Consider the following 21,237-nt stretch of genomic DNA (forward strand, 5'->3'; position numbering starts at 1 on the left):
GAACGCTCTTGATGGTCCTGCTTGTGCTCGACTGCGGCGCCATTCCGCTTAGCGCGGCTTTCGCGCAGGCCGAGCCGCTGCCATCCTGGAACGACGGCGCGGCGAAAAAGGCGATTGTCGATTTCGTCGCGCGGGTGACGACGCAAGGCGGCACGGACTTCGTGCCGCCGGCCGAGCGGATCGCCACCTTCGATAATGACGGCACGCTGTGGACCGAGCAGCCGGTCTATTTCCAGCTCGCCTTCGCGCTCGATCGGGTGAGGGCGATGGCGGCGGAGCACCCGGACTGGAAGACCCGGCAACCGTTCAGGGCGCTTCTGGAAGGCGATAGCAAGGCGCTGGCCGCCACCGGCGAGAAGGGCCTGCTTCAGATCATCGCGGCGACGCATGCCGGCATGACCACCGATGCGTTCGCGGCCTCGGTGCATGACTGGCTCGCCACCGCAAGGCATCCGCGCTTCGACCGTCCCTATGACAGTCTGGTCTATCAGCCGATGCTGGAACTGCTGGCCTATCTCAGGGCCAACGGCTTCAAGACCTTTGTCGTCTCCGGTGGCGGCGTCGAGTTCATGCGGCCTTGGATGGAACGGGTCTACGGCATCCCGCCGGAGCAGGTGGTCGGCTCCTCCGGCGTGGTCAAATTCCAGATCGGTGCCGATGGCAAGCCAGCGCTGATCAAGGAGGCCAAGGTCGAGTTCATCGATGACGGCCCCGGCAAGCCGGTCGGAATCAATCGCTTCATCGGCCGCCGCCCGATCTTCGCTTTCGGCAACTCGGATGGCGATCTGCAGATGCTGCAATGGACCGCCGCGGGTCCGGGCGCGCGCTTCGCAGGCATCGTGCATCACACCGACGAGGTTCGAGAGTACGCCTACGACCGGCAATCGAAGATCGGCAAGCTCGACAAGGCGCTCGATGCAGCCGCTGCGGGCGGCTGGACCGTGGTCGACATGAAGCAGGACTGGAAGGAGGTCTTTCCGCCCCTGACCACGGCCGGTGCCGCGAAGGAGGCGAAGCCATGAGCGGCTACGACATCTTCGCCTGGATCGTGCTCGTCATCCTGGTCGCCAGCGCGATCGGCGTGTTCTGCATTGCGGGCTGGCTGCCCGGGCATATCGCGAAATCCCGCAACCATCCCTATGCGCAGGCGGTGACAGTCGCCGGCTGGATCACCCTGATCTGCGGCTTCGCGCTGTGGCCGATCGCGTTCGTCTGGGCTTATGTCGATGTGCCGGCGCCGCGCCGTGCGGGAGACGCGTGATGGGTGTCGCGATCTTCAACACTTATCTGGTGCTGCTGTTCCTGCTGGTGCACTTCAAGATCGTGCGCTTCAACCTGTTCTGGAAGGCGTCGCCGTTCATCGTGCTGGTGCTGCTGCTGTTCGGCCTCTTGGTGCCGATGGGCTGGGGCGCGCCGCAGGGCTCCGCGCTGGTGGTGCGCAATGCGGTGTCGATCGTGCCCGACGTCGCCGGCGAGGTGACCGAGGTGCCCGTCGCGGCCAACGCGCCGCTGAAGGCCGGTGACATCCTCTTCAAGATCGATCCGACCCCCTATGATGCGCAGGTCAAGGCGATCACGGCCCAGCTCAAGCTGTCGAAGACCCGGCTTGCGCAGATGACGACGCTCTATGAGCGCGATGCGGGGCGCGGCTTCGACGTCGAGCAGCGCCAGTCCGAGGTCGATCAGCTCAGCGGCCAGCTCGAGGCTGCGCAGTGGAACAGCGACAAGACGACGGTGCGTGCGCCGGCCGACGGCTACGTCACCAACGTCGCGCTGCGCAAGGGCGCACGGGTGGCGAACCTGCCGCTGTCGCCGGTGATGGCGTTCATCGACACCTCGAACACCATCATCGGCGTCGAGATCAACCAGATCGACGCGCGCTATGTCGCGCAGGGGCAGGAGGTCGAGGTGACTTTCAAGTTCGCGCCCGGGCAGATCTATTCCGGCAAGGTCGAAAGCGTGTTGCAGGCGGTGGCGTCCGGCCAGGCCACGACCTCGGGCACGGCCGTCGCGCCGAAGGCGATCGAGGCGGTGCCGTTCGTCGTGCGCGTCAGGCTCGACGATGCCGCCTTCGCCAGCCGCCTGCCCGCCGGCTCGACCGGCACGGCCGCGATCTACACCGATCATCTGAAGCCTACGCACGTCGTGCGGCGCGTGATCCTGCGCCAGCTCGCGATCGTCAACTATGTGAATCCGTTCTAGGTGCATCCATTGCAAGGGGCCGTCATGAGGAAGTTAGCGATTGTCACTCTCGTCCTGGCGTCGGCGCTGACGCCCGCGGGCGCTCAGACGACGCCGGACGAGGCGCGCGCGATCGCAAAAGATGCCTATGTCTACGGCTTCCCGCTGGTGGACAGTTATCGCGTCCAGTATTCCTATTTCGTCGATCGCAACTCGCCTGAGTTCAAGGCGGGCTGGAATACGCTCGTCAATAACGCCCGCGTCTATACGCCCGACGACAAGTCGATCCAGACGCCGAACTCCGACACGCCCTATTCCTATGTGGGCGCCGATTTGCGCGCCGAGCCGCTGGTGTTCACAGTGCCGGAGGTCGAGAAGGGGCGCTACTATTCGCTGCAATTCATCGACATGTACACGTTCAACTTTGCCTATGTCGGAAGCCGGGCGACCGGCAACGGCGCCGGCAACTATCTGTTGGCCGGGCCGGGCTGGAACGGCGAGAAGCCGAAGGGGATCAAGCAGGTCATCCGTTCGGAGACCGAATTTGCATTCGTGCTGTATCGCACGCAGCTGTTCAGTCCCGCCGACATCGACAACGTGAAGAAGGTTCAGGCGGGCTACAAGGTGCAACCCCTGTCGGCATTCCTCGGCAAGCAGGCGCCTGCCGCGGCGCCGACAATCGATTTCGTCAAGCCGTTGTCCCCGGAACCGGAGCGGACCTCGCTGGAGTTCTTCAACGAGCTGAATTTCATTCTTCAGTTCTGTCCGACGAATCCGGTCGAAAAGGCGCTGATGGCGCGCTTTGCCAGGATCGGTGTTGGGGCAGGAAAGAAGTTCGATGCCGCCGCGCTGTCGCCGGAGATGCGCAAGGCGCTTCAGGATGGCATGGCCGAGGCCTGGAAGGCCTTTGCCGCGTACAAGGAAACCCAGCTCGACACCGGAAAGAAAACCAGCGCGGACGGATTCGGCACGCGGGCTGCCCTGAAGGGTGACTATCTGGCACGGATGTCCGCCGCGGTGCTCGGCATCTACGGCAATTCAAAGGATGAAGCGACCTATCCGGTCTATTTCATCGATGCCGACAAGCAGAAGCTCGAAGGCACGAACCGTTATGCGCTGCGGTTTGCGCCCGGGCAACTACCCCCGGTCCGGGCGTTCTGGTCGTTGACGCTCTACGAACTGCCGTCGAGCCTGCTCTACGCCAATCCGTTGAATCGTTACCTGATCAATTCGCCAATGCTCCCGGACCTCAAGCGCGATGCCGACGGCGGCATTACGCTGGTCGTGCAGAGCGAGTCGCCAGGCAAGGACAAGGAATCGAACTGGCTGCCCGCGCCCAGGGGGCCGTTCTTCATGGCGATGCGGCTCTATTGGCCGAAGCCGGAGGCCTTGCAGGGCAAGTGGAAGGCGCCGCCGCTGAAGAAGGTCAACTAGATGCAGACGCCAGAAAACGACAAGGGAAATGAATTCATGACCATTCGGTACATCGTTCTTGCTGCTGCCATCATGGCCGCCGGAATTTCCGCGGTTCAGGCGCAGTCTGCGACGGGCGGTGCCATGCCGGTCACCGTCGACAATTTCATCCGCGCCGAGTCGGACCTGTATCTGGGCAACATTGCCAAGGGCAAGGGTTTCGCCGAGTTCAACCATCGCCGCGAACCGGCCCCGCTCGATGACCAGAGCGTCATACGTCTGAACCGCGACACGCTGTATTCCGGCGCGGTGTTCGATCTCGACGCAGGACCGGTGACGATCACGATGCCCGAGGCCGGCAAGCGTTTCATGTCGATGCAGGTGATCAACCAGGATCATTATGTGGTGGAGGTCGACTACGGCGCTGGCACCCGGACCGTTACGCGGACCAAGGCTGGCACGCGCTATGTCGCGGTCGCCGTACGCACGCTGGTCGATCCGATCGATCCCAAGGATGTTGAGCAGGTTCATAAGCTTCAAGATGCCATCAAGGTCAGCCAAAAAAGCGCAGGCAAGCTCGAGCTGCCGAGCTGGGACCCGGAGAGCCAGAAGAAGGTTCGTGACGCGCTTCTGGTTCTCGCGACCACGATCCCCGACTTCAAGCGCGCGTTTGGCACGAAGGAGCAGGTCGATCCTGTCCGGCATCTGATCGGCACTGCCGCGGGCTGGGGAGGCAATCCGGACAAGGATGCGACTTACCTGAACATCACGCCCGCCAAGAATGACGGCACGACGGTCTACAAGCTGACCGTCAAGGATGTTCCAGTCGACGCGTTCTGGTCGATCAGCGTCTACAACGCCAAGGGATATTTCGAGAAGAACGCCTACGACGCCTACACGCTGAACGACATCACCGGCAGGAAGGGCCCCGACGGCTCCATTGCGGTTCAGTTCGGTGGCTGCGACGGCAAGATTCCCAACTGCCTGCCAATCACTGAGGGCTGGAACTACACGGTCCGGCTCTACCGGCCGCGTGCTGAAATCCTGAGCGGCAAATGGAAATTCCCGGAGGCGCAGGCGGTTAATTGAAGGGAGCGTACATGATCCGCAGGCCACGATCATCGGTAACGGCAGCGGCGCTGGCCATCGCCGCGCTACTCCTCGCCGTGATCCTGCCCGCGGCGAGGCCGGCCAGCGCTCAGGATGAATCATCCGTCCGCGAGCTCATGGTCGGCACCAAGGAGGCGCCGCCCTTTGCGATCAAGAATGACAACGGCGAATGGAGCGGCATCAGCATCGAGCTGTGGCGCAAGCTCGCGGATCAGCTAAAGCTGCGCTACCGCTTCGTCGAAGCCTCGTCCGTGACAGCGTTGCTCGATGGGCTGCAGGCCGGCAAGTTCGACGTCGCGGTGGCGGCGATCACGGTGACACCGGCGCGCGAGAAGCAGGTCGATTTCACGTTGCCCTATTTCCAGACGGGAACCGGGGTCGCGGTGCAGACCGACCACGTCGCCAACTGGATGCCGGTGATCCGCTCGATCGCGTCCTTTGGCTTCGTGCAGGCGGCGCTGGCGCTGCTCGGCCTCGCCATCCTTGCCGGGCTGCTGATCTGGATGTTCGAACACAATTCCAACGAGGGGTTCGGCCGCGGGCTGGCGCATGGCCTGAGCTCCGGCGTGCTGTGGTCGACCCATACCATGACCCAGCGCGTGGTCGGCGGTGCCGCGCCGATCACGCTGCCCGGCCGCATCGTCGCGGTGGTGTGGATGATCGTATCCGTCATCGCGATCGCGGTATTCACCGCCGGCATCACCTCCGCGCTGACGACCAAGCGGCTGCACGGCGCGGTCAATTCGATCGGCGATCTCTCGGCGGTCCGCGTCGGTGTGGTGCAGGGGACGGCGACCGAGGAAGCGCTGTCGCGGATGCGCGTCAAGCACCACGGGGTTGCCTCGGCCGCGCAGGGCTTCCAGGCGCTGCAGCAGGGCCGCATCGATGCGCTCGCCTATGACCGGCCGATCCTCGCCTGGATGATCCGGCAGGGCAGCCTGTCGGCCGAACTCACCGATGTGACCTTCGAGCCGCAGAGTTATGCCATCGCGTTGCGGGAAGACCGCGTCTTGCGCAAGCGGCTCAACATCGCGCTGCTGGAAGCGGGGCAATCGGATTGGTGGAAGGATGTGCTGTTCCGCTATCTGGGGCAGACAAATTGAGGTTCGCATCGGAGCGGACCGAACCGGTGAAGGCAGATGGAAGCGGGAGGTAGCTATGGGGACTATCGGACCCGGCAGGATGATGGTGATCGCGCCGTTGTGCGCAATCGCATGGGTGGCAGCGCCGCGCACGGCGTTGGCCGACGCCGGTGGATTGAGCTTCTGGCTCCCCGGCGCGTTCGCGAGCCTGACGGCGGCGCCGGCGATGCCCGGCTGGGCCTATGAGACGATCTACATCCACCTCGACCAAAGCGCCAACGCGGGAAAGAATTTCGTCATCGGCAACCGCGTGCCCGGATCCGTCGTCGCCGGCCTCAACGCCCGTGCGGACGCATTGGTGGAAGGCTTCACCTATACATGGGCTCAGTCGGTGCTTGGCGGACAGGCGGCCATCACCTTCCTCGCCGCACCCGGAAATATCGGTGTCGGCGTCGACGCGACGCTGACCGGGCCGCGCGGCAACACGCTCTCGGGCACAGCGACCGACAACCGCACGACGGTGTCGGACGTGTTCTATCAGGGCACCCTGAAATGGAATCAGGGCGTCAACAACGAGATGGTCTACATCTTCGGCAACATCCCGAGCGGAACCTATGACAGCAGCCGCCTCGCCAATCTCAGCTTCGGATTCACCGCGATCGACGTCGGCGGCGCCTACACCTATCTCAATCCGGCATCCGGCCAGGAGTTCTCCGTGCTGGCGGGCGTCACCTACAATGGCATGAACAAGGATCTTCAGTACCAGAACGGCATCGACTTTCATGTCGATTGGGGAATGTCGAAGTTCGTCGAAAAGAATGTGCATGTCGGTGTTGCCGGCTACTATTTTCAGCAGATCACCGGCGACAGCGGCGCCGGCGCCAAGCTCGGCGATTTCAAGGGACGTGTCGCCGGTATCGGCCCGCAGGTCGGGTTCATCTTTCCGGTCGCCGAGGGCTATCAGGGCTATCTCAACCTGAGAGGCTACAAGGATTTCGCCGCCGAGAATCGTGCGGAGGGATGGTCCACCTGGGTGACGTTCCAACTTTCGCCGGCCGCGCCCACGACCACACCGACGAAGCCGATCGTACGGAAATATTGAGCAGAGCGCCCGGCACGGGATTGCCGAGCGCCCTAAACCCACCTGACGCCTTACCGCCTGATCCCGGCGAACGCAGCCGCGATGCCGCGCTGGAACAGCGACCAGTCGAAGCCGAGCGCGAGCGCGAGGTAGCCGCGGTCGATCATCGCATTGGCCTGCTCGGCGGTGCGCGCGACGCCGCCGATCGGCACGCCGCTCTTCATGATGCCTTGCTCGGCGCGATGCATCAAAGCGACCACCTCGGGATCGTCGGGCAGGCCGCGCTTGTTGATCGAGGTGGCGAGATCGCCGGGGCCGATCACCGCGAGGTCGATGCCGGGCGTCGCCATGATCTCGTCGATGCGGTTCACGGCATCGACATGCTCGATCGTGATCATGCAGATCATGTCGTCGTCGGCGGTCGCCATGTAGTCGTTCATCGAGACACCCCAGCGGAACGGCGCGTGGAACGGGCCCCAGAGCCGGTCGCCGTTCGGCGGGTAGCGCACGCTGCGCACCGCCTTCGTTGCATCGCTTGCGTTGCAGATCATCGGAAAGTTGATGCCGAGCGCACCGATATCCATCGGCGCCTTGGCCAGGTGCGGCTCGTTGGCTGCGATCCGCACCATCGGCACGCACGGCGTGCCTGAGGTTGCCACGATCATCGCATGCGCGGTGCCCAGATCGATCGGGCCGTGCTCGAGATCGACGATGATCCAATCCAGGGACTGTGCCATGATCTGCACGGTCTGGATGCTCGGAATGGTCGCGATCGCGCCGAAGGTCGGGCGCCGGTCGCGCCATGCCTGGCGCAGGCGGTTGAGCGGCGTCAGCGGTGCTGATGTCAATGCAGTGCTCCCTCGATGAGGCGAGGGGAAGCTAGCAGTACAGGGTGACGCCGGAAAGCATCAGGCCGGAACGCGGCCGCCGAAGAAAGGCATCAGCGCCTCGGTCAGTCTGTGCGGGCGCTTCGAGGTGAAGATCATCTCGGCGCCGGCCTCGTCGCTGTCCGTGCCGGCAGGGCCAAGCAAATCGGCGACGCGGCGGGCGATCGCCGGCGCCGGATCGATCCAGTCGACCGGCCAGGGCGCCAGCCGCGTCAGGCGTTCCAGCAGCAGCGGATAATGCGTGCAGGCGAGCACCACGGTGTCGGTGCGGTCCGGGTCATGGGCGCCTTCGCCGACGAAGCAGGGCGCAAGCTCGGCCACGAGCTCCTCATCGCGCACCCTCTCGCCGCTGAGGGCGGCTTCCGCCAGCGAGGCGAGCTCGCCGGAGCCGACCAGCGTCACCTCGCAGCCCTGCGCGAAATCCGAGATCAGCTTGCGGGTATATTCCCGTTTCACGGTGCCTCTGGTGCCGAGCACCGAGACCCGCCGTGTCTTCGACGAGGCGCAGGCCGGCTTGATCGCCGGCACCGTGCCGACGAAGGGCAAAGGATAGGCGTCGCGCAGATGCGACATGACCAGGGTCGATGCCGTGTTGCACGCGATCACGACGAGGTCGGGCGCGTGGGCCTCGATCAGCTCGCCGACCAGCGGCACCACCCGGGCAATGATCTCGTCCTCGGTATGGTGGCCATAGGGGAAGAACGCGTCGTCGGCGACATAGACATAGTGCGCGTCGGGCCGGGCGCGGACGATCTCGCGCAGCACGGTGAGACCGCCGAGGCCGGAATCGAACACGAGGATGGTCGGGGGAGTGGACACGCGGAAACTCTATCCGAACCTGGGTTACCATTCAGTTGTCTTTGCCTGCCGGGCCTTTGGGGCCGACAAAAGGCGGTGACGGCGGGAATTTCATGTGGCCTTGACCCATCCCTGCAAGTATCACGGCAAACCATTGCTGCGACGTGCGAAATCCAAACGGGGCCATTCGACCATGATCCGCAATACCACCGCGAGCTGGGGCTCGCTCGCCCGTGCGTTCCACTGGGTACTGGGCATCGCCATCATCGGCATGCTGGCCTATGGCTGGTGGATGAACCACTTCCCGGCGCGGGCAGACAAGTTCTTCTACCGCTCGATCCATGCCGATATCGGCTACATGGTGCTGCTGCTGACCGTGCTGCGGCTGCTCTGGCGCGGCGTCAACCCGACCCCGGCGCTGCCGGCCGACATGCCTGCCTGGCAGCGGATTGCCGCGCACGTCAACCACGGCGCGCTCTATGCCGTCACCATCCTGGTGGCGATGCTGGGCTGGGCGCATTCCGGGTCCCGCGCCCAGGACTATTCGAGCTTCTTCGGTCTGTTCCACGTTCCCCAGATCACCTCGCCCGACAAGGCGGCGGCGGATGCCTATGAGGGGCGCCACATCTTCTTCGCCTACGTCCTGCTCGCGCTGATCGTGCTGCACCTTGCCGCGGTCGCCTTCCATCATTTCGTCAAGCGCGATCGGGTCGCGGCGCGGATGATGGGGGCGAGCGAGGCCGACCCCGCCCGTTAGCTGGACTGCCAAGTCCGGACTGCCAGGTCATGACTGCCAGGTCATGACTGCCGGTTCATGGCGTCGCACCGGCGCCGGCGCTAATCTGTCGGTGAATCCGGGAGGGCCATCGCGGCCAGCACGCTCGTGGATGATTTGACGCGGGATACTGCGAACTGGCGGATGCCGGACGAGAGCGCGCCGCACGCCGCCACCTGGATGGCGTTCGGTGCCAGCGCCGCGATCTGGGGCGGCAAGCTGCTTCCGGTGGCCAGGGAAAACCTCGCCAATATAGCCAAGGCGATCGCGGGCTATGAACGCGTCAACATGCTGGTGCGCGAGGAGGACCGCGAGATTGCCGCGCGGCTGTGCGGCCCCTCGGTCAGCCTCGTCGTGCAACCGGTCGACGACGTGTGGATGCGCGACACTGGACCGGTGTTCGTGAGGGACCCGTCGGGGCAGCTTGGCGCGGTCGGTTTCAACTTCAACGGCTGGGGCAACAAGCAACGCCATGCGCTCGATGCCGAGGTCGCCGCGCAGGTGGCCCGGGCGGCGCACGCAACGTTCATCAAGGCGGGCCTGGTGCTGGAAGGCGGCGGGATCGAAGTCGACGGCGAGGGGACCGCCATCATCACCGAGAGCTGCGTCCTCAACCCAAATCGCAATCCTGATGTCTCCAGGGACAAGTGCGAAGCCGAGCTGTCTCGCCTTCTCGGGCTGGAAAAGATCATCTGGCTGCCCGGCATCGCCGGCAGGGACATCACCGACGGCCATACTGACTTCTACGCGCGATTTGCCGGTCCCGGCGTTGTCGTGGCGGGCCTCGAACCGGACCCGTCGTCGTTCGATCACGCGGTGACCAGACGACACCTCGATATCCTGCGCGGCGCTGTCGATGCGAAGGGCCGGCGTCTGGATGTCGTGGTGTTGCAGGGCCCGTCGACGGTCCGTCCAAAGCACGGCAGCAAGGACTTCGCCGCCGGCTACATCAATTTCTACGTCTGCAACGGCGCCGTCATCGCGCCCGAATTCGGCGACGCGACCGCGGACCGCAACGCGCGCGATATCCTGCGCGAGCTGTTTGCCGACCGGGAGATCATCCAGCTCAATATCGACGGCATCGCCGCCGGCGGGGGCGGCATTCACTGCGCCACGCAACAGCAGCCGCGTTCGTGATGCGAATGGCCCGGCCGCGACGGGGCGCGGCCGGCTCGTTCGACGTTCATCGGTTGCGCAAGCGGCGCTATCCCGCCGGCATCTGTTTCTCGACCAGACGCACCCAGTAGGACGCGCCGTGGCCGAGGATGTTGTCGTTGAACTTGTAGGCCGGGTGGTGGCACATCGGGCCGTCGCCCATGCCGAGGAAGACGAACGCGCCGGGGCGCGCTTCCAGCATGAACGCGAAATCCTCAGCGCCCATGACCGGCACCAGATTGTCGTTGACGCGGTCGGCGCCGGCCACATCGCGGGCGACCTCGGCGGCGATGCCGGCCTCACGCGCGTGGTTCAGCGTCACCGGATACATCCGCCCGTAGTCGGTCTCCGCCGTGCCGCCATAGGCCTTGGCGATGTTGGAGGCGATCTCGCCGATCCGGCGCTCGACCAGGTCGCGCACGCCGGGATCGAGCGTGCGCACGGTGCCGCCCAGCGTCACGGTCTCCGGGATCACGTTGAACGCGCTGCCGGCCTCGAACATCGTGATCGAGATCACAGCGGATTTCAGCGGATCGACATTGCGCGACACGATCGATTGCAGCGCATTGATGATCTGGGCGCCGATCAAGACACTGTCGACCGCCTCGTGCGGGGCGGCACCGGCGTGGCCGCCCTTGCCACGGACGACGATCTTCAAGGTGTCCGAGGAGGCCAGCATCGGGCCCGGCGTGGTCGCGAAATAGCCCTCGGGCAGGCCGGGCATGTTGTGCAGGCCATAGACCTCCTGGATGCCCCAGCGGGTCATCAGGCCGTCGTCGACCATCGCCTTGCCGCCGGCGCCGCCTTCCTCGGCGGGCTGGAAGATCACGACCGCGGTGCCGTCGAAATTGCGGGTCTCGGTGAGGTATTTCGCAGCGCCGAGCAGCATCGCGGTGTGGCCGTCATGGCCGCAGGCGTGCATCTTGCCGGGGATCTTCGAGGCGTAGGCGACGCCCGAGGCCTCCGCGATCGGCAATGCATCCATGTCGGCGCGCAGCCCGATGGTCTTGCCCGAGGCGGACTTGCGGCCGCGGATCACGCCGACCACGCCGGTGCGCCCGATTCCCGTCACCACCTCGTCGCAGCCGAACTCGCGCAGCTTGTCGGCGACGATGCCGGCGGTGCGATGCACCTCGTAGAGCAGTTCGGGGTTCTCGTGGAAGTCATGGCGCCAGGCGGCCATTTCATCCGAGAGGGCGGCAACGCGATTGACGATGGGCATAGGGAGTGTCCGTTTCTTGTGGGCTTGTCGTGAACCTTGTAGGGCGGGTTAACGTAACGCAACGCGCCGACTTGTCACGCGAAAGCGACTGCTATTCCGGAGCAATTCGGACTCCAATTCGCAGTTGCGAATTGGAGAATCCCGAGATGGTGGCGCGAGATTCCGAGTTCACGCGCGGAGCGCGTGCCGCGGAACGACGGCGAAGATCCTCAGGTCTCTCCGAATACCCGCTTGAAGATCGTATCGACATGCTTGAGGTGATAGCCGAGGTCGAACTTCTCCTCGATCTCGGCATCCGACAGGTACTTCTTCACATCGGCGTCGTGCTTCAGCAGCGTCTGAAAGTCGCCTTCGCCGCGCCACACCGGCATCGCGTTGCGCTGCACGAATTTGTAGGCGTCTTCGCGGCTGGCGCCCTTCTGGGTCAGCGCGACCAAAACGCGCTGCGAATGCACGAGGCCGCCGAGCCGGTCGAGGTTCTTCTGCATGTTCTGCGGGTAGACCAGCAGCTTCTCGATCAAGCCGGCGAGGCGGACCAGTGCGAAGTCGAGCGTCACGGTGGCGTCGGGAGCCATCATGCGCTCGGCCGAGGAGTGCGAGATGTCGCGCTCGTGCCACAGCACGACGTTCTCCAGCGCCGGCGTCACATAGGCGCGCACCATGCGCGAGAGGCCGGAGAGGTTCTCCGACAGCACCGGGTTGCGCTTGTGCGGCATTGCCGAGGAGCCCTTCTGGCCCTCGGAGAAGAACTCCTCCGCTTCCAGCACCTCGGTGCGCTGCAGATGGCGTACTTCCACCGCAAGCCGTTCCACTGACGCTGCGATCACGCCGATCGTGGCAAAATACATCGCGTGGCGGTCGCGCGGGATCACCTGCGTCGAGGCTGGCTCCGGCCGCACGCCCATCGCTTTCGCAACGTGCTCTTCGACCCGTGGATCGATCTGGGCGAAGGTGCCGACCGCGCCCGAAATCGCGCAGGTCGAAATCTCATCGCGGGCGGGCACCAGGCGGGCGCGGGCGCGGGTGAACTCGGCATGGGCATAGGCGAGCTTGAGTCCGAAGGTGACCGGTTCGGCGTGGATGCCGTGGGAGCGGCCGATGGTCGGCGTCATCTTGTGCTCGAAGGCGCGCGTCTTCAGCCCGCTCTCGACGGCCAGGCGGACCAGCTGGGCAGCGCATTGGTCAGGCACTCCTGCGCGATGCGATAGGCGGTGGCGGCGACCGTGCCGCTGATGTCGGCGAGATCGCCGTGCAGATCGAGCTGGATCAGCGGCTGCGTAGTGCGCGATCGCCAGCTGTCGACGAGATCGACCAGGCTTGCCTCCAGCCCGAGCTCCTCGGCTGGCTGATGGCGCAGGCGGTTCAGCGTATCGCGCGGGCAGGCGATGATGCGGCGCGTCGCCTGCGAGATCATCCGTGCGTCCTGCGCAATCTCGGTGCGCGCAGCGTACTTGTCGCCCGCGCTTGCCTCGATCGTGGTGGCGAAGGCCAGGATCGCGGTGAGGTTCTGGCCGAACTCGTCGTGCAACTCGCGGGCCAGCGCGCGGCGTTCGTCGCTGCGGAGGCGGGACACCCGCAGGGCGGGCGGGCGGCGGATTTCGGCGGCGGCGACGGGACCATCACCGATTTCGTCAGGGAGTACGTCACGCCGAAGACGATCGTGGAGATGATCGGCGGGATTCCACCACCGGGACATTCGTGGCACCGCCGGCGGCCGCGCAAGGGTCGGTGTTCACGCCGCTGCCGCCGCCCCGGATGCCGCCCAAGGATGAGCAGCAATAGGAGGCGCGCACCAAGGCGAGGGTGGCATAAAAGTAGGGATCGCCAATAATCGGTCAGCCGGGTGGACAGTAGTCATCCGGAATTCCTCAATTCCCTGAACCGTGTAGTCTGTGGATAACCGGGGCTAGATTTCATCCCGAAGCCATTTTCCCGGCAAAGGGGCCGCTGCGTGAAGCGGCCCCTTTCGATTCCGGAGCCAATTCCAACACTTGTCGTTCCGGTGCCGTGAGGTGGGCTCAGAGCACCGTCAGGAATGCGGATCGCAAGAACCATCAGCCAGCCGACGATGACGAGCCGGACCAACCGCGCCGGCGGTGCCTTTGGCGATGTTCTTGAAGGTCTCTGGGCGATCCATGCATGCCTCTCCCGGGGCAGCCGAGGGAGACATAGGCGCGGACTGGCGGGTCGTCCCGGCTGCTCACGGAACGGTGCAGCGTGCGGTACGGCCGGGCGGGCGCCCGTCGGCCTGTCCAGGCCGCATGGCTGTCATCTCGCAAAGTTTGTCTGACAGATATTGAAATCTGTCAGCGAGATGGTGTATATGCTCATTAGCCCAAAGGAGGAGGGCGCCCAGTGGCTGTTCCGGCGTTTGGCCGGGGGAGCCGTACTTAATTTGACTACCTCGAAGGACTACCTCCATGACGATAGAAATCTTTCAATTGACCGCCCAGATTCAACAGTGGCTCAACCTTCGCGTCGCCCGCCACTTGGCCGCCCAGGCCGCCAAGTTCACCCGCGGGCAGGACAGCGATAACCAGACGGTAAACGCATGAACGAGGCGGTGGTTTTGACTCCGGAGCGGATCCTCGAAGCAACCGAGGATGTTTTGAGGCGCTTCGGGCTCGCCAAGGCCACCGTTGTCGACGTGGCCCGTGCGCTGGATGTCAGCCACGGCAGCGTCTACCGCCATTTCCCCAGCAAAGCTTCGCTCCGTGACGCGGTCGCCAAACGCTGGCTCGACCGCGCCAACGAGCCGCTGTGCAAGCTCGCGGCAAGCGATGGCCCGGCGCCGGAGCGGCTGGAAAAATGGCTGCGTACCGCGTTTGCGATCAAGCAGAAGAAAGTCTGCGACGATCCCGAGATGTTCGCGACCTACCTCGCGCTGGCGCAGGGCGCGCGCGAGGTGGTGGAAGCCTACAAGGACAAGCAGGTCGATCTGATCGCGAAAATCCTGTCCGACGGTGTCGCGCAGGGCGTGTTCGAGGTCGACGATGTGAAGGCGACCGCGCGGGCCGTGTTCGACGCCACCGTCCGCTACCATCACCCGGCACATGCCGAGGAATGGGCCAAGCCGGAATGCCCGGCGCGGATCGACGCGCTGATCGCCCTGCTGCTGCGGGGCGTGCGGGTGTGCAAGCACTGACCGACCTGCCTTCCGACATCCTCTGATCATTTGACGCCCTTGGCCCGATTGCGAGCCTTGGGCCGCGTGTGCTTGATATCCGTCAAGATCAGTTCTGCTCTTCTCGATCATTCTGCGGACCACCATGCGGCTTGCGCTCTTTGCCGATATCCATGCCAACCGGCAGGCCTTCGCCGCCTGCCTCGATGCTGCGCGCGCGCGCGGCGCCGAGCGGCTGATCTGCCTCGGCGATATCGTCGGCTACGGCGCCGATCCGGAATGGGCCGTCGACACGGTGATGGACCTGGTCGCGAAGGGCGCGATCGCGGTGCGCGGCAACCATGACAATGCGATCGGCGTGCCGAGCGACGGCATGAATGCCGACGCGCTGGCCGCCATCGACTGGACCCGCGGCCGGCTCAGCGCCGGGCAGAAGGCCTTCCTTGCCGAGCTTCCGGTCTCGCGGGAAGAGGACAACCGGCTCTACGTGCATTCCGAGGCGTCCGACCCCGCGAGGTGGCGCTATGTCCGCGACACCGCCGATGCCGCGCGCAGCATAATGGCGACCGAATTGCCGATCACGTTCTGCGGCCACATCCATCGTCCCGGCCTCTACTCGATGTCCTCGACCGCGAAGATGACGAGCTTCGTTCCGACCGCGGGCGTCGCGGTGCAGTTGCTGACCGGCCGGCGCTGGCTCGCCGTGCTCGGCTCGGTCGGCCAGCCCCGCGACGGCGATCCCGCGGCATCGTTTGCGATGTTCGACACGATCAGCCGCGAGATCACCTATCACCGCGTGCCCTACGACGTCGCGACTGCCGCGGCGCGCATCAAGGCGAGCGGCCTGCCGCTCTGGCTCGCCGATCGCCTCGCTGTCGGCAGGTGATGTCGGTGGCGGCGCTGACGATGCAGCCGGGCGCCGAGATCGATGGCTTCACCATCGGCGAGCGGGTGCACCGCGGCGGCATGGCGACGTTGTGGAGCGTCACCCATCCCGGCATCAATGTGCCGCTGCTGATGAAGGTGCCGCTCACCGCGGAGGGCGAGGATCCGGCCGCGATCGTCAGCTTCGAGATGGAGCAGATGATCCTGCCGCGGTTGTCGGGGCCGCACGTGCCGGCTTGTTTCGGCACCGGAGATTTCGAGCGCCAAGCCTATGTGGTGATGGAGCGCATCCCAGGGCAAACGCTCTACAAGCGGCTCGATGCCCTGCCGCTGCCGTATGAGGAAGTGAGGGTGATCGGCGGCAAGGTCGCCACCGCGCTCGCCAGCCTGCATCGGCAGAACGTGATCCATCACGACATCAAGCCGAGCAGCATCATGTTCCGCGAGCGCGGCGAGGCGGTGCTGATCGATTTCGGCCTCTCGCACCACCAGCATCTGCCCGATCTGTTGCAGGAGGAGTTTCGGCTGCCTTACGGTACCGCGCCCTACATGGCGCCGGAGCGGCTGCTCGGGGTGCGCGACGATCCGCGCAGCGACCTGTTTTCGCTCGGCGTGCTGCTGTATTTCTTCACCACCGGCGTCCGCCCGTTCGGCGAGACCGAGACCTTGCGCGGCATGCGCCGGCGGCTGTGGCGCGACCCGTATCCGCCGCGCAAGCTGAGGCCCGACTATCCGCTATGGTTGCAGGAGATCGTGCTGCGCTGTCTCGAGATCGACCCTGCGGCGCGCTATCCGACCGCGGCGCAGCTTGCCTTCGATCTCGGCCACCCCGAACAGGTGAAGCTGACGGCGCGGGCGCAGCGGCTGAACCGCGATCCGCTCGGCACGGTCTGGGCGCCGCCGCTTCAATCTCGGGGCGGCGCCGCCGCAGCCGAAGTCCAATGCCGCGGCCCAGCTCGCATCGAGCCCGATCGTTGCCGTCGCGCTCGATCTCGGCGAAGAGGCCGAGGCGCTGAACGAGACCATCCGCGTCACCGCCGAGCAGGTGCTGTCGACGTCGCCATCGGCGCGGCTCGCCTGCGTCAACGTGCTGAAACTCAATCGACTGGCGATCGACCGCGCGCTTGACGAGCAGGGCCAGAACAAGCATGTCGACCGCCTGGTGGCGCTGCAGCACTGGGCGCGGCCGTTCAAGCTGGAGGAAAGCCGGCTGACCGTGCATGTGCTGGAGGCGATCGATCCCGCCGCCGCGATCCTGGAATTCGCCGCGGTCAACCTGGTCGACCACATCATCATCGGCGCGCGGCAGAACTCGATGCGGCGCGCGCTGCTCGGCAGCGTGTCCGCCAAGGTCGCAGCCGAAGCGCCGTGCACGGTGACCGTGGTGCGGCCGTCGCGGCTCGTGCCTGCGACCGAAGCGGGCGATGAGGCGGCGAACGCCGCGACCACGCCGCCCGCGGTTTTCTAGCTACGCTGGATCAGATCGCCTCGCCGCGCGCGGCTGCGGCGGCATTGCGGATCGCGGCGATGTTGGTCTTGTAGGCCTCGACGGTGCCGCCCTTGAACACCGCGGAGCCCGCGACGAAGGCGTTGGCGCCGGCGGCGGCGAGTTGGCCCGCGACGTCGGGCGCGACGCCGCCGTCGACCTCGATGTCGATCGGACGGCCCGCGGTCATTGCCCGGACATCGCTGATCTTGCCGATCGCCGAGCGGATGAAGGCCTGGCCGCCGAAGCCGGGATTGACCGACATGACCAGCACGAGGTCGATCAGGTCGAGCACACATTCGATCGCGCTCACAGGCGTCGCCGGATTGATCGAGACGCCGGCCTTCTTGCCGAGCGCGCGGATCGCCTGCAGCGAGCGATGCAAATGTGGGCCGGCTTCGGCATGCACCGTGATGTGGTCGCAGCCCGCCTTGGCGAACGCCTCGAGATAGGGGTCGCAGGGCGAGATCATCAGATGGGCGTCGAAGATCTTCTTGGTGTGCGGCCGCATCGCCTTGATGACATCGGGGCCGTAGGAAATGTTCGGCACAAAATGGCCGTCCATCACGTCGAGATGGATCCAGTCGGCGCCGGCCTGGTCGACGGCGCGGACCTCCTCGCCGAGCTTCGAGAAATCCGACGCCAGGATCGAGGGGGCAATAACGAGGGGACGCGGGGTGAATGACTGAGTCATAGCGCAGTTCCGAAAGACTTCAGGGGGCGACGGGTGATCCCGCCTAACATGCGGACGCGTGGCGGGCAATGCGAGCGGACGGCACCGCACAGCCGGAAATTTCTGCCGCCGGCGGCAGCTCTTGCCGGGCGGGCGGAACCCGCACCGATGCGCCAAGGCCTGGTTTTATTGGGTTTTTGCCATGGCACGCCGCTTGCTGCGCCGTGACAAGCGTTGGAGCCGCCAGGCGCGGCCTTGTTGGAGTATTGCCATGTTATTTGCCATTGGCGCTGCGTCATCCGCCATCGATCTCTTGAGCTCGCTGATGTCGTCGAAGTCGGCGACGCAGACCGGCAGCTCCAGCCAGGCAAGCCAGTCGAGCGGGCTGTTCGCACCCTCGACCACGACGTCGACCAGCAGCACCAGCTCCGGATCGAGCAGCAGCACCCCGCAGATTTCGCCGCAGACCATGAGCGCGCTGCTCGACGCGCAGAGCCAGTCGCAGACCACGGCTTCGACCAGCACGCCGCCAACCGGCCGCGCCGATGCGCTCAAGGACCTGTTCTCGCAGATCGACGCCGACGGCAACGGCCAGATCACCAAGACCGAATTCGAGAATGCGCTCGGTGCCGGCGGCACCAACATCGCGCAGGCCGACGACGTGTTCTCCAAGCTCGACAAGAATGGCGACGGCAGCGTCAGCCTCGACGAGATGTCGCAGGCGTTGCAGGGCCACAAGGGCGGCGGCCACCATCATCGTCACATGGAAACCGGCTCGACCGATGGATCCGGCGCCAGCAGCGGCGCGGGCGGATCGAGCTCAGATCCCTTGATGCAGGCGCTGAACGGCGCGACCTCGACGTCGGTGACCAACAGCGACGGCTCGACCACCACGACGACGACCTACGCCGACGGCTCCAAGGTGTCGATGACGACGCCAGCGACAGCGTCGACCACCGGCAGCTCGAATTCCTCCTCCGCCGGCAACAACGCGACCTCGTCCTACAATTTCATCGAGCAGCTGATCGAGCGCCAGTCGCAAGCGATCTCCGCCCAGGCCTCGTCGTCGCTCTCGGTCAGCGCCTAACCGAATTTGTCCCGCCAACTCGGCAGCGCGCCGGGATAAGGCAGGGCGGTCGCTGAATGAACGCCGCGTGCGATGGCGCGCGCCACCGTGTTGGCGGCGACCCCGCCGAGCTTGCTCAGGCCGAACAGCGGATCGACCACCTTTGCGCCGGTCGCCGCGGCAAACACCACATCGCCGTCGAGCGGGGCGTGCACCGGGTAGATCGCGCGCGCCATGCCGGTCTGCGCGATCATTGCAAGGCGCCGAGCCTGCGGTTTTGTCAGTTGCGCGTCGGTGACCACCACCACGAGGGTGGTATTTTCAGCAGCGGTCGCATCCGCGCCGCCCTTCAGGCGCATCTTCAGCATGTCCGGCGTGAACGCGGAGGGCAGGCCGCGTCCGCCGAACTCGCCATCGACCTCGAACGGCGCCGCCCAGAACCACGGCCCGCCGCCGACCGTGGCGCTGCCGACTGCGTTGACCACCGCGAGTGCTGCGACCTTGATGCCGTCGTCGGTCACGGCCGACGCCGAGCCGAGGCCGCCCTTGAGGTTGGCGGTGGTCGCGCCCAGGCCAGCGCCGACGCTGCCGAGCTCGAAGTGGTCGGAGGCGGCATTCGCCGCGGCGTAACCGAGATCGCGATAGGGCGGAAAGCGTCCCCACGCCTTGTTGCCGCCGTTGAGCAGGTCGAAGCAGATTGCGCCCGGCACGATCGGGATCACCGCGTCGCGGATGCGAAAGCCGCGGCCGCGCTCGGCAAGCCAGGCCTGCACGCCGCCGGCCGCATCTAACCCGAGCGCCGAGCCGCCGGACAGCGTGACGGCGTCGATCGCCTCGACCACATTATGTGGCGACAGCAGCGAATCCTCGCGGGTGCCGGGACCGCCGCCGCGGACATCGATCGAGGCCACCGCCGGCCGCTCGAACAGGATCGCGGTGACGCCGGAGGCGATCACGGCGTCGTCGGCGTGGCCGACGCTCACGCCGGCAATATCGGTGAGAAGGTTTTTCACGGTGCGTCCATCCGCCTGCTGTCCGATCGATCCGATATAGCAGCCACGGCGGATAAGCAAAACGCCCCGGCGGACCGGGGCGTTTTCGTATCTCTGTCGGATCAGACGCGAAGGGCTCAGGAGCCCTTCGGATTGATCTCGGTGTAGTTGCCCTTGGCGTCCCACTTGTAGACGACATAGTCGATCGCCTTGATGTCGCCCTTGGCGTCGAAAGCCATCTTGCCGAGCACGGTGTCCCACTCGCCGGCCTTGATGGTGTCCATCACCTTCTTGGCGTCGGTCGAGCCGGCCTTGGCGACGGCCTGGGTCCACACCTGCATCGCGGCGTAGGTGTAGAGCGTGTAGCCTTCCGGATCGATGTTCTTGGCCTTGAACTTCTCGACGATCGCCTTCGCGGTCGGCTTGTTGCGCGGATCGGGGCCGAAGGTAAACAGCGTGCCTTCGGCGGCCGGGCCGGTGATCGAGGCGAACTCCTTGTCGTTCATGGCGTCGCCCGCCATCAGCACGGTCTGCAGGCCCTGGTCGCGCATCTGGCGCAGGATCAGGCCGGCTTCCTGATGGTAGCCGCCGACATAGACCAGGTCGATGTTGTCGCGCTTCAGGCGCGAGACGATCGAGTTGAAGTCCTTGTCGCCCTTGTTGTAGGACTCGAACATCTTCTCCTGGAAGCCGGCCTTGTTCAGCGCCTTCTTGGTCTCGTCGGCGAGGCCTTTGCCGTAAGTGGTCTTGTCGTTCAGGATCGCGACGTTCTTGCCCTTGTAGTTCTTCACGATGTAGTCGGCGGCGACCAGGCCCTGCTGGTCGTCACGGCCGCAGACGCGCGCCACGTTCCAGAGCTTGCGCTCGGTGAACAGCGGGTTGGTCGAGGCCGGGGTGATCTGCAGCACGTTGGCGTCGGCATAGGCCTCGGAGGCCGGGATCGACGACGACGAGCAGAAATGGCCGGCCACGAACGGGATCTTCGAGGAGCCGATCTTTTCCGCGATCGAGCGCGCCTGCTTCGGATCGCAGGCATCGTCGTCGGATTCCAGCGCGAGCTTCTTGCCGAGCACGCCGCCGGCGGCGTTGATGTCGGCGACGGCCTGCTCGGCGCCGTTCTTCATCTGCCGGCCGAAAGCGGATTCGGAGCCCGTCATCGGGCCCGCGACGGCGACGGTGATGTCTTGCGCGAACGCGCTCGCCGATAACGCGAACGAAGCGCCCAATGCCAGGCCGATCAGCTTCAGTGATTTCATGAGACGTCCCTCGTGGTCGTTGCCTCTTGTGGAAGGGCTCGGCACGCCGGG

Annotated in this window: 20 protein-coding genes and 3 pseudogenes; 15 read left to right on the forward strand and 8 right to left on the reverse strand. The window is 65.4% G+C overall.

Annotation, left to right across the window (positions count from 1 at the left end; genetic code table 11):
* Window positions 1–11: 11 nt before the first annotated feature.
* The 7 genes from ACVISU_RS36605 to ACVISU_RS36635 are packed head-to-tail and all read left to right on the forward strand — an operon-like array spanning window position 12 to window position 6,888.
* Complete coding sequence (locus ACVISU_RS36605; RefSeq protein ID WP_456710205.1) at window positions 12–1,022, forward strand: HAD family hydrolase; 1,011 nt, start codon at window positions 12–14, stop codon at window positions 1,020–1,022.
* On the forward strand, window positions 1,019–1,261 hold the full coding sequence (locus tag ACVISU_RS36610; protein ID WP_050401988.1) for a DUF3302 domain-containing protein: 243 nt from the start codon (window positions 1,019–1,021) through the stop codon (window positions 1,259–1,261). The genes ACVISU_RS36605 and ACVISU_RS36610 overlap by 4 nt, the downstream gene beginning before the upstream one ends.
* The gene (locus tag ACVISU_RS36615; protein ID WP_456710206.1) at window positions 1,261–2,202 is read left to right on the forward strand and encodes an HlyD family secretion protein; all 942 of its coding nucleotides are present in this window, start codon (window positions 1,261–1,263) and stop codon (window positions 2,200–2,202) included. Before ACVISU_RS36610 ends, ACVISU_RS36615 begins: the two co-directional genes overlap by 1 nt.
* Window positions 2,203–2,226: 24 nt before the next feature.
* Window positions 2,227–3,615 carry a DUF1254 domain-containing protein gene (locus ACVISU_RS36620; RefSeq protein ID WP_456710207.1) on the forward strand — a complete coding sequence of 463 codons (1,389 nt, stop codon included), beginning with the start codon at window positions 2,227–2,229 and terminating at the stop codon, window positions 3,613–3,615.
* 36 nt (window positions 3,616–3,651) lie between these two features.
* Window positions 3,652–4,683, forward strand: coding sequence for a DUF1254 domain-containing protein (locus ACVISU_RS36625; protein ID WP_456710208.1), 1,032 nt, complete (start codon window positions 3,652–3,654; stop codon window positions 4,681–4,683).
* An 11-nt stretch (window positions 4,684–4,694) separates the two neighbouring features.
* The gene (locus ACVISU_RS36630) at window positions 4,695–5,807 is read left to right on the forward strand and encodes a substrate-binding periplasmic protein (RefSeq protein WP_456710209.1); all 1,113 of its coding nucleotides are present in this window, start codon (window positions 4,695–4,697) and stop codon (window positions 5,805–5,807) included.
* Between the two features lie 55 nt (window positions 5,808–5,862).
* Window positions 5,863–6,888, forward strand: coding sequence for a SphA family protein (locus ACVISU_RS36635; RefSeq protein WP_456710210.1), 1,026 nt, complete (start codon window positions 5,863–5,865; stop codon window positions 6,886–6,888).
* 50 nt (window positions 6,889–6,938) lie between these two features.
* Here ACVISU_RS36635 and ACVISU_RS36640 read toward each other — a convergent pair whose 3' ends face one another.
* Together ACVISU_RS36640 and murI are read right to left on the reverse strand one after the other, a co-directional pair.
* The gene (locus tag ACVISU_RS36640; RefSeq protein ID WP_456710211.1) at window positions 6,939–7,715 is read right to left on the reverse strand and encodes an HpcH/HpaI aldolase family protein; all 777 of its coding nucleotides are present in this window, start codon (window positions 7,713–7,715) and stop codon (window positions 6,939–6,941) included.
* A 60-nt stretch (window positions 7,716–7,775) separates the two neighbouring features.
* Window positions 7,776–8,573: a glutamate racemase gene (gene murI, locus ACVISU_RS36645; protein WP_456710212.1), complete on the reverse strand. Its 798-nt coding sequence runs from the start codon at window positions 8,571–8,573 to the stop codon at window positions 7,776–7,778.
* Window positions 8,574–8,745: 172 nt separating this feature from the next.
* Between murI and ACVISU_RS36650 the strand changes: the two genes are divergently transcribed.
* Both ACVISU_RS36650 and ACVISU_RS36655 read left to right on the forward strand, forming a co-directional pair.
* Window positions 8,746–9,309 carry a cytochrome b gene (locus ACVISU_RS36650; RefSeq protein ID WP_456710213.1) on the forward strand — a complete coding sequence of 188 codons (564 nt, stop codon included), beginning with the start codon at window positions 8,746–8,748 and terminating at the stop codon, window positions 9,307–9,309.
* 162 nt (window positions 9,310–9,471) lie between these two features.
* Window positions 9,472–10,464, forward strand: coding sequence for an agmatine deiminase family protein (locus ACVISU_RS36655; protein WP_456710214.1), 993 nt, complete (start codon window positions 9,472–9,474; stop codon window positions 10,462–10,464).
* Between the two features lie 67 nt (window positions 10,465–10,531).
* Here the strand turns inward: ACVISU_RS36655 and ACVISU_RS36660 are convergent, their stop codons facing one another.
* The 3 genes and pseudogenes from ACVISU_RS36660 to ACVISU_RS36670 all read right to left on the reverse strand — a co-directional run bounded on the left by ACVISU_RS36660 (window position 10,532) and on the right by ACVISU_RS36670 (window position 13,277).
* Window positions 10,532–11,704, reverse strand: coding sequence for a M20 aminoacylase family protein (locus tag ACVISU_RS36660; protein ID WP_456710215.1), 1,173 nt, complete (start codon window positions 11,702–11,704; stop codon window positions 10,532–10,534).
* A 209-nt stretch (window positions 11,705–11,913) separates the two neighbouring features.
* Window positions 11,914–12,855, reverse strand: a pseudogene (purB, locus tag ACVISU_RS36665) (adenylosuccinate lyase); the annotation flags it as partial.
* Window positions 12,840–13,277, reverse strand: coding sequence for a histidine kinase (locus ACVISU_RS36670; RefSeq protein ID WP_456710216.1), 438 nt, complete (start codon window positions 13,275–13,277; stop codon window positions 12,840–12,842). The pseudogene purB and the gene ACVISU_RS36670, both read right to left, overlap by 16 nt.
* On the opposite strand from ACVISU_RS36670, the pseudogene ACVISU_RS36675 reads away from it, so the two are divergent.
* The 5 genes and pseudogenes from ACVISU_RS36675 to ACVISU_RS36695 all read left to right on the forward strand — a co-directional run.
* Window positions 13,272–13,486: pseudogene (locus ACVISU_RS36675) on the forward strand (hypothetical protein); the annotation flags it as partial. The gene ACVISU_RS36670 and the pseudogene ACVISU_RS36675 sit on opposite strands and share 6 nt — an antisense overlap.
* Window positions 13,487–14,124: 638 nt before the next feature.
* Window positions 14,125–14,259 carry a hypothetical protein gene (locus tag ACVISU_RS36680; RefSeq protein WP_016843141.1) on the forward strand — a complete coding sequence of 45 codons (135 nt, stop codon included), beginning with the start codon at window positions 14,125–14,127 and terminating at the stop codon, window positions 14,257–14,259.
* Entirely contained in the window at window positions 14,256–14,849 is a 594-nt protein-coding gene (locus tag ACVISU_RS36685; protein ID WP_050401978.1) for a TetR family transcriptional regulator, read from the forward strand. Before ACVISU_RS36680 ends, ACVISU_RS36685 begins: the two co-directional genes overlap by 4 nt.
* A 124-nt stretch (window positions 14,850–14,973) precedes the next feature.
* Entirely contained in the window at window positions 14,974–15,714 is a 741-nt protein-coding gene (locus tag ACVISU_RS36690) for a metallophosphoesterase family protein (protein WP_456710217.1), read from the forward strand.
* Window positions 15,714–17,181 (forward strand): annotated as a pseudogene (locus ACVISU_RS36695) (serine/threonine protein kinase). Before ACVISU_RS36690 ends, ACVISU_RS36695 begins: the two are co-directional and overlap by 1 nt.
* Before the next feature lie 10 nt (window positions 17,182–17,191).
* On the opposite strand, the gene rpe reads toward ACVISU_RS36695, so the two are convergent.
* Window positions 17,192–17,893 (reverse strand): ribulose-phosphate 3-epimerase, encoded by a 702-nt coding sequence (gene rpe / locus ACVISU_RS36700; RefSeq protein WP_050401976.1) that lies wholly within the window; start codon window positions 17,891–17,893, stop codon window positions 17,192–17,194.
* A 250-nt stretch (window positions 17,894–18,143) separates the two neighbouring features.
* Between rpe and ACVISU_RS36705 the strand changes: the two genes are divergently transcribed.
* Window positions 18,144–18,959 (forward strand): EF-hand domain-containing protein, encoded by an 816-nt coding sequence (locus tag ACVISU_RS36705; protein ID WP_050401975.1) that lies wholly within the window; start codon window positions 18,144–18,146, stop codon window positions 18,957–18,959.
* On the opposite strand, the gene ACVISU_RS36710 is transcribed toward ACVISU_RS36705, so the two are convergent.
* Complete coding sequence (locus tag ACVISU_RS36710; protein ID WP_456710218.1) at window positions 18,956–19,951, reverse strand: P1 family peptidase; 996 nt, start codon at window positions 19,949–19,951, stop codon at window positions 18,956–18,958. The two genes, ACVISU_RS36705 and ACVISU_RS36710, sit on opposite strands and share 4 nt — an antisense overlap.
* A 116-nt stretch (window positions 19,952–20,067) precedes the next feature.
* Window positions 20,068–21,186, reverse strand: coding sequence for a branched-chain amino acid ABC transporter substrate-binding protein (locus ACVISU_RS36715; protein ID WP_456710219.1), 1,119 nt, complete (start codon window positions 21,184–21,186; stop codon window positions 20,068–20,070).
* Window positions 21,187–21,237: the final 51 nt, after the last annotated feature.

The organism is Bradyrhizobium sp. USDA 4452 (assembly GCF_054063575.1).

Excerpts from the sequence above, each read along its gene's own strand:
- ACVISU_RS36625 (WP_456710208.1), top strand. The coding sequence starts at position 3,652 with ATGACCATTCGGTACATCGTTCTTGCTGCTGCCATCATGGCCGCCGGA.
- ACVISU_RS36630 (WP_456710209.1), top strand. The coding sequence starts at position 4,695 with ATGATCCGCAGGCCACGATCATCGGTAACGGCAGCGGCGCTGGCCATC.
- ACVISU_RS36610 (WP_050401988.1), top strand. The coding sequence starts at position 1,019 with ATGAGCGGCTACGACATCTTCGCCTGGATCGTGCTCGTCATCCTGGTC.
- ACVISU_RS36680 (WP_016843141.1), top strand. The coding sequence starts at position 14,125 with ATGACGATAGAAATCTTTCAATTGACCGCCCAGATTCAACAGTGGCTC.
- ACVISU_RS36660 (WP_456710215.1), bottom strand. The coding sequence starts at position 11,704 with ATGCCCATCGTCAATCGCGTTGCCGCCCTCTCGGATGAAATGGCCGCC.
- rpe (WP_050401976.1), bottom strand. The coding sequence starts at position 17,893 with ATGACTCAGTCATTCACCCCGCGTCCCCTCGTTATTGCCCCCTCGATC.
- ACVISU_RS36685 (WP_050401978.1), top strand. The coding sequence starts at position 14,256 with ATGAACGAGGCGGTGGTTTTGACTCCGGAGCGGATCCTCGAAGCAACC.
- ACVISU_RS36705 (WP_050401975.1), top strand. The coding sequence starts at position 18,144 with ATGTTATTTGCCATTGGCGCTGCGTCATCCGCCATCGATCTCTTGAGC.
- ACVISU_RS36690 (WP_456710217.1), top strand. The coding sequence starts at position 14,974 with ATGCGGCTTGCGCTCTTTGCCGATATCCATGCCAACCGGCAGGCCTTC.
- ACVISU_RS36635 (WP_456710210.1), top strand. The coding sequence starts at position 5,863 with ATGGGGACTATCGGACCCGGCAGGATGATGGTGATCGCGCCGTTGTGC.
- ACVISU_RS36605 (WP_456710205.1), top strand. The coding sequence starts at position 12 with ATGGTCCTGCTTGTGCTCGACTGCGGCGCCATTCCGCTTAGCGCGGCT.
- ACVISU_RS36620 (WP_456710207.1), top strand. The coding sequence starts at position 2,227 with ATGAGGAAGTTAGCGATTGTCACTCTCGTCCTGGCGTCGGCGCTGACG.
- ACVISU_RS36655 (WP_456710214.1), top strand. The coding sequence starts at position 9,472 with ATGCCGGACGAGAGCGCGCCGCACGCCGCCACCTGGATGGCGTTCGGT.
- ACVISU_RS36715 (WP_456710219.1), bottom strand. The coding sequence starts at position 21,186 with ATGAAATCACTGAAGCTGATCGGCCTGGCATTGGGCGCTTCGTTCGCG.
- ACVISU_RS36650 (WP_456710213.1), top strand. The coding sequence starts at position 8,746 with ATGATCCGCAATACCACCGCGAGCTGGGGCTCGCTCGCCCGTGCGTTC.
- ACVISU_RS36615 (WP_456710206.1), top strand. The coding sequence starts at position 1,261 with ATGGGTGTCGCGATCTTCAACACTTATCTGGTGCTGCTGTTCCTGCTG.